Annotated in this window: 12 protein-coding genes; 10 read left to right on the top strand and 2 right to left on the bottom strand. The window is 60.0% G+C overall.

Annotated features, from left to right (window positions below; all coding sequences use genetic code 11):
• Nucleotides 1–6: 6 nt before the first annotated feature.
• Entirely contained in the window at nucleotides 7–1,425 is a 1,419-nt protein-coding gene (locus tag FS804_RS10465; RefSeq protein WP_144576539.1) for a short-chain fatty acyl-CoA regulator family protein, read from the bottom strand.
• A 118-nt stretch (nucleotides 1,426–1,543) separates the two neighbouring features.
• Here FS804_RS10465 and FS804_RS10460 point away from each other — a divergent pair, with 118 nt between their 5' ends.
• The 7 genes from FS804_RS10460 to FS804_RS10430 all read left to right on the top strand — a co-directional run bounded on the left by FS804_RS10460 (nucleotide 1,544) and on the right by FS804_RS10430 (nucleotide 10,931).
• On the top strand, nucleotides 1,544–3,076 hold the full coding sequence (locus FS804_RS10460) for an acyl-CoA carboxylase subunit beta (RefSeq protein ID WP_144576538.1): 1,533 nt from the start codon (nucleotides 1,544–1,546) through the stop codon (nucleotides 3,074–3,076).
• Nucleotides 3,077–3,178: 102 nt separating this feature from the next.
• A complete protein-coding gene (yghU, locus tag FS804_RS10455) occupies nucleotides 3,179–4,075 on the top strand; it encodes a glutathione-dependent disulfide-bond oxidoreductase (protein WP_144576537.1) in 897 nt (298 codons plus the stop codon).
• A 21-nt stretch (nucleotides 4,076–4,096) separates the two neighbouring features.
• Nucleotides 4,097–4,474: a hypothetical protein gene (locus tag FS804_RS10450; protein ID WP_063946859.1), complete on the top strand. Its 378-nt coding sequence runs from the start codon at nucleotides 4,097–4,099 to the stop codon at nucleotides 4,472–4,474.
• A gap of 44 nt (nucleotides 4,475–4,518) precedes the next feature.
• On the top strand, nucleotides 4,519–6,522 hold the full coding sequence (locus FS804_RS10445; protein ID WP_144576536.1) for an acetyl/propionyl/methylcrotonyl-CoA carboxylase subunit alpha: 2,004 nt from the start codon (nucleotides 4,519–4,521) through the stop codon (nucleotides 6,520–6,522).
• Between the two features lie 126 nt (nucleotides 6,523–6,648).
• Nucleotides 6,649–8,790, top strand: coding sequence for a methylmalonyl-CoA mutase (gene scpA, locus FS804_RS10440; protein ID WP_144576535.1), 2,142 nt, complete (start codon nucleotides 6,649–6,651; stop codon nucleotides 8,788–8,790).
• Nucleotides 8,791–8,803: 13 nt separating this feature from the next.
• A complete protein-coding gene (gene mce / locus FS804_RS10435; protein WP_144576534.1) occupies nucleotides 8,804–9,220 on the top strand; it encodes a methylmalonyl-CoA epimerase in 417 nt (138 codons plus the stop codon).
• A gap of 166 nt (nucleotides 9,221–9,386) precedes the next feature.
• Nucleotides 9,387–10,931 (top strand): glycerol-3-phosphate dehydrogenase, encoded by a 1,545-nt coding sequence (locus FS804_RS10430; RefSeq protein ID WP_144576533.1) that lies wholly within the window; start codon nucleotides 9,387–9,389, stop codon nucleotides 10,929–10,931.
• 19 nt (nucleotides 10,932–10,950) lie between these two features.
• Here the strand turns inward: FS804_RS10430 and FS804_RS10425 are convergent, their stop codons facing one another.
• Nucleotides 10,951–12,183: an ROK family transcriptional regulator gene (locus FS804_RS10425; protein ID WP_186376760.1), complete on the bottom strand. Its 1,233-nt coding sequence runs from the start codon at nucleotides 12,181–12,183 to the stop codon at nucleotides 10,951–10,953.
• A 243-nt stretch (nucleotides 12,184–12,426) separates the two neighbouring features.
• On the opposite strand from FS804_RS10425, the gene xylF reads away from it, so the two are divergent.
• The 3 genes from xylF to FS804_RS10410 all read left to right on the top strand — a co-directional run bounded on the left by xylF (nucleotide 12,427) and on the right by FS804_RS10410 (nucleotide 15,662).
• A complete protein-coding gene (xylF, locus tag FS804_RS10420) occupies nucleotides 12,427–13,467 on the top strand; it encodes a D-xylose ABC transporter substrate-binding protein (protein ID WP_063946865.1) in 1,041 nt (346 codons plus the stop codon).
• A gap of 80 nt (nucleotides 13,468–13,547) precedes the next feature.
• Nucleotides 13,548–14,861, top strand: a complete 1,314-nt coding sequence (locus tag FS804_RS10415) for a sugar ABC transporter permease (RefSeq protein ID WP_063946866.1) — start codon at nucleotides 13,548–13,550, stop codon at nucleotides 14,859–14,861.
• A gap of 18 nt (nucleotides 14,862–14,879) precedes the next feature.
• Nucleotides 14,880–15,662, top strand: coding sequence for an ATP-binding cassette domain-containing protein (locus tag FS804_RS10410; RefSeq protein ID WP_144576531.1), 783 nt, complete (start codon nucleotides 14,880–14,882; stop codon nucleotides 15,660–15,662).
• Nucleotides 15,663–15,808: the final 146 nt, after the last annotated feature.

Here is a 15,808-nt window from a genome sequence, read left to right as displayed (position 1 = left end):
TGAGCCCTAAAAGTCCGCGATCCGATAGGGTAGAGCTCCGCGGGATAGATCATCGAACTGCAATTTTCGTTTCAGCGGCGGCACGGCGCGCTGCACGCAATCCACCCTTTCGCACACGCGACAGGAAATGCCGATCGGTTTGAAGGACGCCGCATTGCCGAGATCGAGCGTATCGGCATAAACGAAGTTTTGCGCGTGGGAAATTTCGCAGCCGAGCGCGATGGCGTAACGCGGTCTTTCCGTATTGAAACCGGCGCCAGCCTTTTCGATCTGCGTAGCAATGGAAAGATAGCGCACGCCGTCAGGCGTTTCCGCCAGCTGCCGCACGATCCTGTCGGAGCTTTCGAAAGCCTGATGGATATTCCACAGCGGACAGGCCGCGCCGAAGCGGGCGAATTGCAGCCGCGTGGCGCTGTGGCGTTTGGTGATGTTGCCGGCGCGGTCGATCTTGGCGAAAAAGATGGGTACGCCCTTCATGCCGGGTCGCTGCAAGGTGCTCAGCCGGTGGGCCACCTGCTCAAGGCTTGCGCCGAAACGCACGGCGAGAAGTTCGAGATCGTGGCGTAGCTCCTGCGCTGCCCGGTGAAATTGCCCATAGGGCAGGATGAGCGCTGCGGCGAAATAATTGTGCAGTCCGATACGACAGATTTCGGCCGCTTCCGTGTTGCGGAGACCGGCGCCAGCCAGCACCCTGTCCACCGTCGCGCCGGCGTGAAGCTGGGCGATCTGCAACGCAAGCTGAAAACAGCGGGTGGATGCGGCCATGTAGGAGCTGAGGGCGAGCGTTTTGCCGACAGGATCGAAATGCCGGATCAGCCCGCCTGCCGCCGCGGTTCTCGTGATATGGATGCCGTAACGGTTCCTGAGATGCGCTGCCAGAATGCCGTCGGTCTCGCCTCCCTCGATCTCCAGTTCCTGCGCCAGTTCCTCGGCCAGAAGATCAATCTCGGCAACGTAATTGTCGACGAAGTGAAAGAAATCGCGGACCTCCTCATAGGGGGTTCTTTCAACCTGTGCGGTGCCGCGGCCCAGCCGGTCATCCAGTTGCACCAGCTGCTCGCTGTTTTGCCGATAGGCCTGGTGGGCACGCAGCAGCGCATGGGCAAAACCCGGTGCGTTCTGGGCAATCAGCTTCAACTCCTGAAGCCCCGGTTCGTAATTCATGAACAGTGGGTCCTTCAGCGCCTCGCGCAGGGCTGAAACCAGCCGGTCGCTCTCGCCTGTCGCCAGTTCCGCCATGTCGAGCTGAAATTTTTCCACCAGCGTCACCAGAACGCTGGCCGAAACGGGGCGCTGGTTGTTTTCGATCTGGTTGAGGTAACTCGCGGAGATGCCGAGTCGTTCGGCAAATTGCGCCTGCGTGGCGCGGGCATTTTCGCGAAGGCCCCGCACCTTGCGGCCGATGAAGAGTTTTTCCGTCGCCATATTGCAACTTTGCAAAATTAAACATTGCAAAGATTTATGGCACGCATACGCGCACGATCAAGGCTTCTAGGCGAATGTTTTCTAAGCTATTGATTTTGAGGAAACGCATGGAGGAAATATGCCCGGCATTCTGGAGCAATTGGAAACGCGGCGACAAGAGGCGCGGCTCGGCGGCGGCGTCAAGCGCATCGATGCGCAGCATGCCAAGGGCAAGCTGACGGCGCGCGAGCGCATCGACGTGCTCCTGGATGAAGGTTCCTTCGAAGAATACGACATGTATGTCACCCACCGGGCGGTGGATTTCGGCATGGCGGAGCAGAAGGTGGCGGGCGACGGCGTCGTGACCGGCTGGGGCACCATCAATGGCCGGCAGGTCTATGTGTTTTCGCAGGATTTTACCGTGCTCGGTGGTTCGCTCTCGGAAACCCACGCCCAGAAAATCTGCAAGATCATGGATATGGCGGTCCGCAACGGCGCGCCCGTTATCGGCCTCAACGACAGCGGCGGCGCGCGCATTCAGGAGGGCGTGGCATCGCTTGGCGGTTATGCCGATGTCTTCAAGCGCAATGTCGTCGCCTCCGGCGTCGTGCCGCAAATCTCCGTCATCATGGGGCCTTGCGCAGGCGGTGCCGTCTATTCACCGGCCATGACCGATTTCATTTTCATGGTGCGTGACACATCCTACATGTTCGTGACCGGGCCGGATGTAGTGAAGACGGTGACAAACGAGATCGTCACGGCCGAAGAACTGGGCGGAGCCTCCACCCACACCAAAAAATCCTCTGTCGCCGATGGCGCTTACGAAAACGACATCGAGACGCTGGAACATGTGCGGCTGCTGTTCGATTTCCTGCCGCTTAACAATCGCGAAAAGCCGCCGGTGCGGCCGTTCCATGACGATCCCGCACGGCTGGAAGCGCGGCTCGACACGCTGATCCCCGACAGTTCCAACAAGCCTTATGACATGAAGGAGCTGATCCACGCGCTGGCCGACGAGGGCGATTTCTTCGAGTTGCAGGAGGCCTTTGCCCGCAACATCATCACCGGCTTCATCCGTCTCGAAGGCCAGACGGTCGGCGTCGTCGCCAACCAGCCGATGGTGCTGGCCGGCTGCCTCGATATCGACAGTTCGCGCAAGGCGGCGCGTTTCGTGCGCTTCTGCGACGCCTTCAATATTCCGCTTCTGACTTTGGTGGATGTGCCCGGTTTCCTGCCCGGTACGGCGCAGGAATATGGCGGCGTCATCAAGCACGGCGCGAAACTTCTCTTCGCCTATTCGGAGGCGACGGTGCCGATGGTGACGCTGATCACCCGTAAGGCCTATGGCGGCGCTTATGACGTGATGGCCTCCAAACATATCGGCGCTGATGTGAATTATGCCTGGCCGACCGCGGAAATCGCCGTGATGGGAGCGAAGGGGGCGGCGGAAATTCTCTATCGCTCAGAGCTTTCCGATCCAGAAAAGATCGCTGCGCGAACAAGAGAATATGAGGAGCGTTTCGCCAATCCCTTCGTTGCGGCGGAACGCGGTTTCATCGATGAGGTCATCATGCCGCATTCCTCGCGCCGCCGCATCGCCCGCGCATTTGCGTCGCTGCGCAACAAGAACGTGGAAACCCGCTGGAAGAAACACGATACCATTCCCCTCTGATGAGCAGCAGGGCTGGAAAAATGCTTCGGCCACCTTACTATATGGGTGTTCAGGCGCCCGGATGTCCGGATGTCCTCCCAAAACGCACAAGGACCCATTTTCATGGCCGAAAATTCATCTGCTGATAATTTCCCCGCCGGATATGAAGTGCCCAAGGTCTGGACCTGGGAAAAGGGCAATGGCGGCCAGTTCGCCAACATCAACCGCCCGATCGCCGGTCCCACCCATGACAAGGAGTTGCCTGTCGGCAAACATCCGCTGCAGCTTTATTCGCTGGCCACGCCGAACGGCCAGAAGGTCACCATCATGCTGGAAGAATTGCTGGCTGCCGGCCACAAGGGCGCAGACTATGATGCGTGGCTGATCAAGATCGGCGAAGGCGACCAGTTCGGTTCCGGGTTTGTTGGTGTCAATCCCAATTCCAAAATCCCGGCGCTGATGGATCATTCGACGCCTCAGCCGACACGCGTTTTCGAAAGCGGCTCGATCCTCGTTTACCTTGCGGAGAAATTCGGCGCGTTCCTGCCGAAGGAGGGCAATGCCCGCACGCAGGCGCTGAACTGGCTGTTCTGGCAGATGGGCTCCGCGCCCTTCCTCGGCGGTGGTTTCGGTCATTTCTACGCCTATGCGCCGATCAAGATCAAATATGCGATCGATCGTTACGCCATGGAAGTTAAACGCCAGCTCGACGTGCTCGACCGCCACCTTGCTGAAAACCAATATCTCGCCGGCTCCGAATACACGATTGCCGATATGGCCGTCTGGCCATGGTATGGCAAGATCGCGCTCGGCCAGGCCTATGGCGATGCCGGTGCTTTCCTTGAAGCCGATGGCTACAAGAATGTCATGCGCTGGACGCTTGAAGTCGGCGAACGCCCGGCGGTAAAACGCGGCGTGATCGTCAACAAGACCTCGGGCGATCCGTCCGAACAATTGCATGAACGCCACGATGCCTCCGACTTCGACACGAAGACGCAGGACAAGATCGGCAAGGCGTAAGAACAAAGAGAAGGATTAGAGATGGCGAACCTGCCCGAAATGACCAAACACAAGGGTTTTCCCTCCGGCATGCCGAGCACGGGCGTCCAGTTCACCATCCGCCGCGCCAATCCCAAAGGGGTAACACCGATCAAGATGATACCCCGGCGGGCGCGCAACGACACCAAGGAGCATCGCATCGATGCTGCCTTCCTGCACTCGCTCTGGCACCATTTTGGTCCTGAGCCCTTCGAGCGCGGCAATCTCGACGCCGCCCGCCTTAACCTGCTTTTCGGCCGTGAGGTGGTGCCGGCGGAGAAGAATTTCGACCCTGTTTCCTACCAGGCGATGCTCGTCATAGACGAACGCGTCGCGCGGCAGAACTTCCCGGAGTCCTTCGAGAATTTCTTCGAGATTTGAGGACTGTTTAAGGGTTCGTGCTGAGGGAAGAGGGGCATAGCCGCATGATCAAGAAAATCCTTATCGCCAATCGCGGCGAGATTGCCTGCCGGGTCATCAAGACGGCGAAGAAGATGGGCATCGCCACCGTTGCGGTTTATTCGGATGCGGATGCCAATGCGCTGCATGTGAGACAAGCGGATGAGGCCGTCCACATTGGCCCTGCTCCCTCGTCACAGTCCTATATCGTCATTGAGAAGATTCTCGAAGCGATCAAGAAGACCGGGGCGGATGCTGTCCATCCCGGCTACGGCTTCCTGTCGGAAAACGCCGCCTTCGCGCAGGCGCTGGAAAAGGCGGGTGTCGTTTTTATCGGTCCGCCCGTTGGCGCGATCGAGGCCATGGGTGACAAGATTACTTCGAAGAAACTGGCGGCGAAAGCCGGCGTTTCCACCGTTCCCGGCCATATGGGGCTGATCGAGGATGCGGATGAGGCGGTGAAGATCGCCTCGCAGATCGGTTATCCCGTCATGATCAAGGCCTCTGCCGGCGGCGGCGGCAAGGGCATGCGCATTGCCTTCAACGACGCCGAGGCGCGCGAGGGTTTCCAGTCCTCAAAAAACGAGGCGAAATCCTCCTTTGGTGACGATCGCATTTTCATCGAAAAATTCGTCACCCAGCCGCGCCATATCGAAATTCAGGTGCTTGGCGACAAGCACGGGAATATCCTTTATCTCGGGGAGCGCGAATGCTCCATCCAGCGCCGCAACCAGAAAGTCATCGAGGAAGCGCCGTCGCCCTTTCTGGACGAGGCAACGCGGAAGGCCATGGGCGAGCAGGCCGTGGCGCTGGCGAGAGCGGTCGATTACCACTCGGCCGGCACGGTCGAGTTCATTGTCGATGGCGACCGCAACTTTTATTTCCTCGAAATGAACACCCGTTTGCAGGTGGAACATCCGGTGACGGAACTGGTCACGGGTATCGATCTGGTCGAACAGATGATCCGTGTGGCATCAGGTGAAAAACTGTCCTTCGGGCAGGCGGATGTGAAGCTGAACGGCTGGGCGATTGAAAGCCGGCTTTATGCCGAAGACCCCTATCGCAACTTCCTGCCCTCTATTGGCCGACTGACGCGATATCGCCCGCCGCAGGAGGGTGCGCAGGAGAACGGCACCATTCTTCGCAACGATACCGGCGTCTTCGAAGGCGGCGAAATCTCGATGTATTACGATCCGATGATCGCCAAGCTGTGCAGCTGGGGCAAGGATCGGGCGACAGCCATCGATGCCATGGGAGAGGCATTGGATCGTTTTGAGGTTGAAGGCATCGGCCACAATCTGCCGTTTCTCTCCGCCGTCATGCAGCATGAGCGCTTTCGCTCTGGCAGGCTGACGACCGGCTTCATAGCAGAAGAGTTTCCGGAAGGCTTTTCCGGCGTTGAAGCGGATGATGCCGCCGCGCGCAAGCTTTCCGCCATTGCCGCCATCGTCAATCAGCGCCTGCAAAACCGCGCGGTTGAAATCTCCGGCACCATCGGCAATCACCGCCGCATTGTCGGTGGTGACTGGGTGGTTTCGTTTGGCGCGTTCCGCTACGGGATCAGCGTCGAAACCGGTGCGGATGGTACGGCGGTGCGTTTTGAGGATGGGATGGCGCTGACCATCGATACCGGCTGGCGTCCTGGCCAAAGCCTTGGGCTGTTTACGGTGGCAGGCGAGGTCATCGCTGCCAAGGTCGATCTTGCGGGTGCAGCGGTTCGCCTGCGCTGGCGCGGCATGGATGTTCTCGCCCGCGTGCGCAGCCCGCGCGTGGCGGAACTGGCGCTGCTGATGCCGGAAAAACTGCCGCCGGATACCTCGAAACTGCTGCTCTGCCCCATGCCCGGTGTCATTACCGGTATCTCGGTGGGTGAGGGTGACGAGGTGGAGGCCGGGCAGGCGCTGGCGACGGTGGAGGCCATGAAAATGGAAAACGTACTGCGCGCGGAAAAACGCGGCCGTGTTGTGAGAGTGGCGGCAAAACCGGGCGACAGCCTCGCGGTGGACGAGGTCATTCTCGAGTTCGAGTAACGCTGCTGCCGTTTCTTCGGAACGCAAGCGGGCCGCAGCGGTTTATGGGCACGGGGTAGATCGTTCGATTTTCGTCATGATCACCCGCCAGAATGCTGAAGCGAAATGCAAAAAGGGGAGAGATGCATGTCGGGTGAAAAAACGGTGCGGGATTGGCTTCACCTTGCTGAAAAGGAGCTGAAGCGCTCACCGGACACACTCGTCTGGCACACCCCTGAGGGTATCGAGGTCAAGCCGCTCTATACGGCAGACGACCTGCAACATGTTTCCCATCTTAACAGCCTGCCGGGATTTGCCCCTTTTACCCGCGGTCCGCGCGCCACCATGTATGCCGGACGGCCCTGGACCATCCGTCAATATGCCGGTTTCTCCACCGCGGAAGCCTCCAATGCCTTTTACCGCAAGGCGCTCGCCGCCGGCCAGCAGGGCGTTTCCGTCGCTTTCGATCTCGCCACCCACCGCGGTTATGACAGCGACCATCCACGCGTGGAGGGCGATGTCGGAAAGGCGGGCGTTGCGATCGATAGCGTCGAGGACATGAAAATCCTGTTCGACGGCATTCCGCTCGATAAGGTCTCGGTGTCCATGACGATGAACGGCGCGGTCGTTCCCGTGCTCGCCAATTTCATCGTTGCGGGGGAGGAGCAGGGCGTTCCGCGTGCAGCGCTTTCCGGCACCATCCAGAACGACATCCTCAAGGAGTTCATGGTCCGCAACACCTATATCTATCCGCCCGAGCCCTCGATGCGGATCATCGCGGACATCATCGCATATACGGCGAAGGAGATGCCGAAATTCAACTCCATCTCGATATCCGGCTATCACATGCAGGAGGCCGGCGCGACGCTGGTGCAGGAGCTGGCCTTCACCCTGGCGGACGGCCGGGAATATGTGCGGGCTGCTTTGGCAAAAGGCCTGAATGTCGATGATTTCGCCGGCCGTCTGTCGTTCTTTTTCGCCATCGGCATGAATTTCTTCATGGAGGCGGCCAAGCTGCGCGCCGCGCGCCTGCTCTGGTCGCGCATCATGGAGGAGTTCAAGCCGCAAAAGGCCTCGTCGCTGATGCTGCGCACCCATTGCCAGACATCGGGCGTGTCGCTTCAAGAGCAGGATCCCTATAACAACATCGTCCGCACCGCTTTCGAGGCGATGTCCGCCGTGCTCGGCGGCACGCAGTCGCTGCACACCAATTCTTTCGATGAGGCGATTGCCCTGCCCACGGAGTTTTCCGCCCGCATTGCCCGCAATACCCAGCTGATCCTCCAGCATGAGACCGGCGTCACAAGGGTCGTGGATCCCTTGGCCGGTTCCTATTATGTCGAAAGCCTGACGAATGAGCTGGCTGAGAAGGCCTGGGCGCTGATCGAGGAGCTCGAGGGGCTTGGCGGCATGACCAAGGCGGTGGCGGAAGGCCTGCCGAAAAGGCTGATCGAAGAGGCGGCGACACGCCGGCAGGCGGCGGTGGACAAGGGCGAGGAGGTGATCGTCGGCGTCAACCGTTACCGGCTGGAAACGGAAAAGGATATCGATGTTCTCGATATCGACAACGCCGCCGTGCGTGCCGCGCAAATCCGCCGCATCGAAGACACGCGCCGTCGTCGCGATGGCAAGGACGTAACCGCCGCTTTGCAGGCGCTCTCGGAGGTGGCCCGCAGCGGCAAGGGAAATATTCTCGAAGCCGCCGTTGTCGCGGCCCGTGCACGCGCCACCGTCGGCGAGATCTCCGATGCGTTGCGCGTGGCCTTCGGCGACCACGCCGCCGTGCCTGAGGTGGTGAGCGATATCTACGGCGAGGCTTATAAGGATGAGCCGGAACTCGCTACGCTTGCCGCCCGCCTTTCAGGTGTGGCTGAACGGATAGGCACAAAACCGCGCATCATGGTCGCCAAGCTCGGGCAGGACGGGCATGATCGTGGCGCAAAGGTCATCGCTTCTGCCTTCGGCGATATCGGGTTTGATGTGCTGGCTGGACCGCTGTTCCAGACGCCAGCGGAAGCGGCCGATCTCGCCGTTCATAACAAGGTGCATGTGGTCGGCATGTCGTCGCTCGCTGCCGGGCACAAGACCCTTGCGCCGCAGCTGGTCGAGGCGCTGAAACAGAAGGGGGCGGAAGATATCATCGTCGTTGTCGGCGGCGTCATTCCGCGCCAGGATTATCAGTTCCTGCTTGATCACGGTGTCGCCGCTATCTTCGGCCCCGGCACCAATGTCATGGATGCGGCCAACAAGGTGCTCGACCTGCTCGAGGGCATCAGGCGAAATGCGTGAGGGGACGGCAAGCATGTTCGGAAGATTGAACCACGTCGCCCTTGCGGTGCCTGATCTCAATGCCGCCGTTTCGCGATACAGGGCGCTCGGCGCACGGGTTTCCGAGCCGCAATCGCTGCCGGAACATGGTGTGACGGTGGTGTTCATTCAGGCTGATAATACCAAGATCGAACTTCTTCACCCGCTCGGGGAAAACTCGCCGATGGCCGCTTTTCTCGAACGCAATCCGGGGGGTGGCACGCATCATCTCTGCTTCGAGGTGCCGGATATTCTGGCGGCGCGCGACGACCTTATCCAAAAAGGCGTCCGTATTCTCGGCGATGGCACGCCCAAGATCGGCGCGCACGGCAATCCTGTTCTTTTCTTGCATCCGAAGGATATGGGCGGGGTGCTTTACGAACTCGAGCAGGTTTCTCAGACACACGGTTGAAACATAAATCTCCTAGGAGGCTCACCCTGTGAGGCACCACTCGCGGGCATGCTTTCACGTGCGCCTCTTTGGTTCGTTTATTTTCTTTTGACATTCGTTTTGTTTTCGTTTTTATGTGGTTGTCTTTCCATAAAGGGTGTTTCCCTTGCATTGTCGCGGAGGCTCCATGTCCGGCGAAAACATTTTTGATCTTTTTGTCATCGGCGGCGGCGTTAATGGCTGCGGTATTGCCCGCGATGCGGTGGGCAGAGGGTATTCCGTGGCGCTTGCGGAAAAAGGCGACTTCGCTTCCGGCACGTCTTCTGCCGCCACCAAGCTCATTCATGGTGGCTTGCGTTATCTCGAACATTACGAATTCCGCCTTGTGCGCGAGGCGCTGATGGAGCGGGAAATCCTTTGGGCCATGGCGCCGCATGTCATCTGGCCCATGCGTTTCGTTCTGCCCATGCAGAAAGGCGGCGTGCGTCCGTCATGGATGGTTCGGCTCGGCCTGTTTCTTTATGACAACCTCGGCGGACGGAAGCTGTTACCGCCGACGCGCACGCTCGATCTTCGCAAGGACCCGGCCGGAAAGCCGCTGAAGCCCGTTTTCGCCAAGGCGTTCGAATATTCCGACGGCTGGGTGGATGATGCCCGTTTCGTGGTTCTTAACGCGCGCGATGCCGCAAATCGCGGCGCAACGATCATGAACCGCACGCGGGTCGTTTCGGCGCGGCGTGAAGGCGGGCTTTGGCTCATCGAGACGCTGGACGAAAAAAACGGCCGGGCGGCCACATACAGGGCGCGCATGCTGGTCAATGCCGCCGGTCCCTGGGTGGACAATGTTCTGTCCGGTGTCTTCGGGCGCAACGATGTTCATAATGTCAGGCTCGTGCAGGGCAGCCATATTATCGTGCGCAAAAAGTTTTCCGATCCGCGCGCCTATTTCTTCCAGAATCCTGATAATCGCATCATCTTCGCCATTCCCTATGAGCGGGATTTCACGCTGATCGGTACAACGGATCGCGACTACAAGGGCGATCCGGCCAAGGTGCGCATTTCCGAGGAAGAGATTTCCTATCTCTGCAACGCGGCCAGCGACTATTTCAGCGAGCCGGTGCGCCCGGAAGATATCGTCTGGACCTATTCCGGCGTGCGACCGCTCTTTGACGACGGCGCCTCGAAGGCGCAGGAGGCCACCCGCGATTACGTGCTGAAGGTGGAAGAGGCAGAGGGCGAAGCGCCGCTCCTCAACATCTTCGGCGGCAAGCTGACCACCTATCGGCGGCTGGCGGAACATGCGCTGGAAAAGATCGGTGCCGCAATCGGTGCAAAGGGCAAGCCTTGGACGGCCGGCTCCCACCTGCCGGGCGGCGATTTTGGTGCGCAGCGATTTGACGCGCAGGTGAAGACGCTGCTCTCGCGTTATTCCTTCCTGGATGAACGCCATGCCGAACGGCTCGTCAAAAACTACGGCACGAAGGCAGTGGACCTGCTCGGATCCGCCACCGATGTCTCCGGCCTTGGCCGGCATTTCGGCGGCACGCTTTATGAGTGCGAGGTGCGTTGGCTGGTGGAAAATGAATGGGCTTTTTCGGCCGAGGACATTCTCTGGCGGCGCACGAAACAGGGCCTGCGTTTGAGCAAGGACGAGGCGGCCGCGCTGGACGAATTCTTGGCCGAGCTGACAGGCGTCAGAGAAAATCCGGAAGCGATGGCGCAGCGGGCCTGAACACCCGTCGGCTGCCTTCTCAGCCTGCCGAATTACGCACCGGTTTCTGAGCACCTTCGGCGCTCAGAATATAATCGTCGGCAGCGGAAAGCGCGTGTTCCATATGGCCCTCGAACACCAGTTCCGGCTCGTTGGGGGCAATGGCCATTTTTGGCATGCCGCCGAAACGGACGGCTTGGGATTGCGCAAGGCCGTCGCGCAGGCCGCTTTCCAGAAGGTCGAAATAGCGTGTGCCGGGTCCGGTGATGAAAACCGGCATATGGCCGTGCAGGCTGAAAAGGCGCGAAAGGCCGTTGCCGAGCGCAAGGCCGGCGGTGCGGAAGGCGAAGCGGGCCATGCGCGCGCCGGCGCGGGCGGAGGCGGCGATCTTGTCCACCTCGGCGACAGGAACGAATTTTGCCGGCTCTGCCTGCGGCGGTGCTTCGAAGGCCGAGCGCAGGATGGCGTAGAAACCCGAATAGGCTTCGATACAGCCTCTGGCGCCGCAGCGGCATAAAGCGCCGTCGGCGAGATGCAGCATATGGCCGAAATTGGGGGCGCTGACCTCGATTGCGCCGCCGGTGGAGCGGGCAATACCGAGGCCGATGCTGTGACCGAGTGACAGCGTGACAAGGGAATCTGTTGCACTACCGTCCTTCGCCTGCTCCCGCATCCAGATGGCTTTGGCGGCAAGCAGCGTTTCATTGTTCAGCGTCACGCGCGTAGGCTGATCCGCAGACACCAGCTGCTGGAAATCGATCTTTTCATCACCGAGGACCGGCGACCAGAGAAGCGTTGCCGTCGCTGCATCCACCAGCCCCTTGCTGCTGATCGAGACCTGCAGGATATCATGTCGGTCTATGCGCGAGCGATCGGCAAGCCTTGCGAGGCCAGCACGGATCGCCCCACCGAACCTGCCTTTCTCAGTCGTCACTCTCTGTTCGGTAAAGCGATCCACCAGCTTCCCGGCATAATCGACCAGCGAATATTGCACGCTGTCGGACGAGATGATGACGATGGCGACATGACAAAAGGCACCTTGAGGTGCAAAGAGAATGCGCGGCCGCCCGCGCCCTGCGGCCGCGATCTGTTCCTTGCGTAGGATGATTCCGGCCCGCTCCAGTTCCGTGGTGATGGCCGAGACTGTTGCGGAGGCAAGCCCGGTGAACGTCGACATGTCGGTGTGGGACAGACTGCCGTGCAGGCGCAGCGCTGCCATTACCGACAGGCTGTTTTTCTGGCGCACCAGTTCCGTGCTTGCAATGGCGGACATGGGCTGGGGCATGCTCCCTGAACGGCTTTTTTCCTGTCGTGCTTTTTCGCTCTGATGGCGCATGCCGAAAGCAAGATCAAGGCACCCGGATGCTGTCTCCAGCCGTTGTTGACAGCATCGGAAATCTCTGACATTAATTTTCTCGACTGTCGAGAAAATTGTGAAACCACAGAGACCGGCAGCTTTTTCGGGCGTTTTTCCCCGCATGGAGGTGTGGGGCAGCGCTCTTACCGGGAGGACATCATGAATTCATTTGCCAAGCTCTTGGCGGGTACAGCCGTACTCGTTTCCCTGCACACCGCCGCCATCGCGGCTGATCTCGTCGTTGGCGTTTCCTGGTCGAATTTCCAGGAGGAGCGCTGGAAGACGGATGAGGCGGCCATCAAGGCAGCGCTCGACAAGGCCGGTGCGAAATACATTTCCGCCGACGCGCAGTCCTCTGCCGCAAAGCAGCTCACCGACGTGGAATCGCTGATTTCCCAGGGCGCCAACGCGCTGATTATCCTGGCGCAGGACAGTGATGCGATTGGCCCGGCTGTGGAGAAGGCCGTGGCCGAGGGTATTCCGGTCGTCGGTTATGACCGTCTGATCGAAAACAAGAATGCCTTCTACATCACCTTCGACAACAAGGAAGTCGGTCGCCTGCAGGCTGCCGAAGTCTTCAAGGTCAAGCCGGAAGGCAACTACGTCTTCATCAAGGGCTCGTCTTCCGATCCGAATGCGGATTTCCTGTTCGCCGGTCAGCAGGAAGTGCTGAAGGCGGCCATTGACGGCGGCAAGATCAAGAATGTCGGCGAGGCCTATACCGATGGCTGGAAGCCGGAAAACGCCCAGAAGAACATGGAACAGTTCCTGACCAAAAATAACAACAAGGTCGATGCGGTCGTCGCCTCGAATGACGGCACGGCTGGCGGCGCCATCGCCGCTCTTGCCGCACAGGGAATGGCCGGTTCGGTTCCCGTTTCCGGTCAGGACGCCGATTTCGCCGCGCTCAACCGCGTTGCGCTTGGCACGCAGACGGTATCCGTCTGGAAGGACAGCCGTGAACTGGGCAAGGAAGCGGCGGGCATTGCGCTGGAACTGGCCGGTGGCAAGAAGATGACCGAGATCAAGGGCGTCACCACCTTTGATGGCGGGCCGAAGAAGGTCACCATGCAGTCGGTCTTCCTCAAGCCGATCGCCATCACCAAGGACAATCTCGGCACTGTCATCGACGCCGGCTGGATCAAGAAGGAAACAGCCTGCCAGGGTGTGAAGGCCGGATCCGTCAAGGCCTGCAACTGAGACCGGTAGGTTGATGTTTGGGCGCCGCGTCACGATCAGGTGGCGCGGCGCCTTTCAGATGTAAGGAGGACCGGCAGTCCATGGCCGACATGACACAATCCAATTCCACAGCGTCCCCCAAGGCTGAAAAGGCGGGCTCGATTTCGCGCTTCATCAGCGCGACCGAACTGGACACCCGGCTGCTCGGCATGGTGGGCGCGCTTCTTCTGATCTGGATCGGATTTCATATCCTGTCCGGCGGCCTGTTCCTGACGCCGCGAAACCTCTGGAACCTCTCGGTGCAGACCGCCTCAGTGGCTGTGATGGCGACGGGCATGGTGCTTGTCATCGTCACCCGCAATATCGATCTGTCAGTGGGGTCCATTCTTGGTTTTTCCGGCATGATCATGGGCGTCATGCAGGCGGAAATCCTGCCGCAAATCCTCGGTTTCGAACATTGGGCGACATGGATCGTCACGCTTCTGGTCGGCATCCTCGTCGGTGGCGCTATCGGCATGCTGCAGGGATCGATCATCGCCTTTCTGAATGTGCCGTCCTTCATCGTCACGCTTGGCGGCCTGCTGGTCTGGCGCGGCGGCACCTGGTTCGTCACCAGCGGCCGCACCGTGGCGCCGATGGATTCCACCTTCCGCCTGATGGGCGGCGGCACCAGCGGTTCGATCGGCGCGACGTGGAGTTGGATCGCTGCCGTCATCGCCTGTGTCGCGATCGTTGCTGCTATCCTCAATTCCCGCCATCAGCGCCGCCGTTTCGGTTTCCCGCTGCGGCCGGTCTGGGCGGAATATTTCCTGGTGGCGCTCGGCTGCCTTGTTGTCATCGGTTTCGTTGCCGTCGTCAACAGCTACCCCTGGCCGGTCAATATTGCCCGCAATTATGCCGATGCCAATGGTATCGCATGGCCGGATGGCGGTCTGTTCATTCCGCATGGCATTGCCGTCCCGGTGCTGATGGCGCTTGCCGTCGGTGCCGTCATGACCTTCATCGCGACAAGACTGCGCTTCGGCCGCTATGTCTTCGCCATCGGTGGCAACCCGGAAGCGGCGGAACTCGCCGGCATCAAGACGCGCTGGGTCACGGTGAAGATTTTTACGCTGATGGGCGTTCTCTGCGCCATCGCGGCGGCAATCTCGACGGCCCGCCTCAACGCGGCCACCAATGCGCAGGGTGAACTCGACGAGCTTTACACCATCGCGGCTGCGGTCATAGGCGGCACCTCGCTTGCCGGCGGCGTCGGCACCATAGCGGGTGCGATGCTCGGCGCACTCGTCATGCAATCGCTGCAATCCGGCATGGTGCTGGTGGGCATCGATACGCCCTTCCAGCGCATCGTCGTCGGTGTGGTCCTGGTCGTCGCCGTCTGGCTCGACACCATCTACCGCGCCCGCGCCAAGTAAGAACCGAGGAGAACCCCAATGACGGAACAAGTCACGCCCCTCGTGGAAATGCGCAATATTTCCATTTCCTTCGGCGGTATCCACGCGGTGGAAAACGCCTCAGTCGATCTTTTCCCCGGCGAGGTTGTCGCCCTTCTCGGCCACAATGGCGCAGGCAAATCGACGCTCATCAAGATATTGTCGGGTGCATACCGGCGGGATGGGGGTGAAATCCTCATCAATGGCGAGGATGCGGATATCCGCAATCCGCGCGATGCGAAGAAGTACGGCATCGAAACGATTTACCAGACGCTGGCGGTGGCGGATAATGTCGATGCGGCGGCGAATCTTTATCTCGGACGCGAGCTGAAAACGAAATGGGGTACGCTCGATGATGTCGCCATGGAAGCCTCGGCCCGTGAGGTGATGGGGCGTCTCAACCCCAATTTCCGACGGTTCAAGGAACCGGTGAAGGCGCTCTCGGGCGGTCAGCGCCAGTCAGTCGCCATTGCACGCGCCATTCTGTTCGACGCCCGCATCCTCATCATGGATGAGCCGACTGCCGCCCTCGGGCCGCAGGAAACGGCGCAGGTGGGCGACCTCGTCAAGGAACTGAAACGACAGGGCATCGGAATCTTCCTCATCAGCCATGATATCCACGATGTCTTCGATCTGGCTGACCGGGTTTTTGTCATGAAAAACGGCAAGGTCGTGGGTCACGCGCGGACCGAAGATGTTACCAAGGACGAAGTGCTCGGCATGATCATTCTCGGCAAGGTGCCACCGGGTGCTGTGGCGGGTCCCGGCGCGGTGCCGTTCTGACGACGGCGCGGTAGGGCCTTTAGAAACGGTTGTTGTTCCGATAAGATGGTCGTCCAGACATCTTAAAATATCAAAGGCCCGGCGTGAGACCGGGCCTTTGTTGTCATGCCTTGCCAAACGCTGCTGATGTCGCAACCGCGCCAGCC

It is taken from the genome of Agrobacterium sp. DE0009, from assembly GCF_007680755.1.
GTDB lineage: Bacteria > Pseudomonadota > Alphaproteobacteria > Rhizobiales > Rhizobiaceae > Agrobacterium > Agrobacterium tumefaciens_B.
The sequence above is the reverse complement of the archived record's forward strand: the minus strand, read 5'-3'. Positions and strand labels throughout refer to the sequence as shown.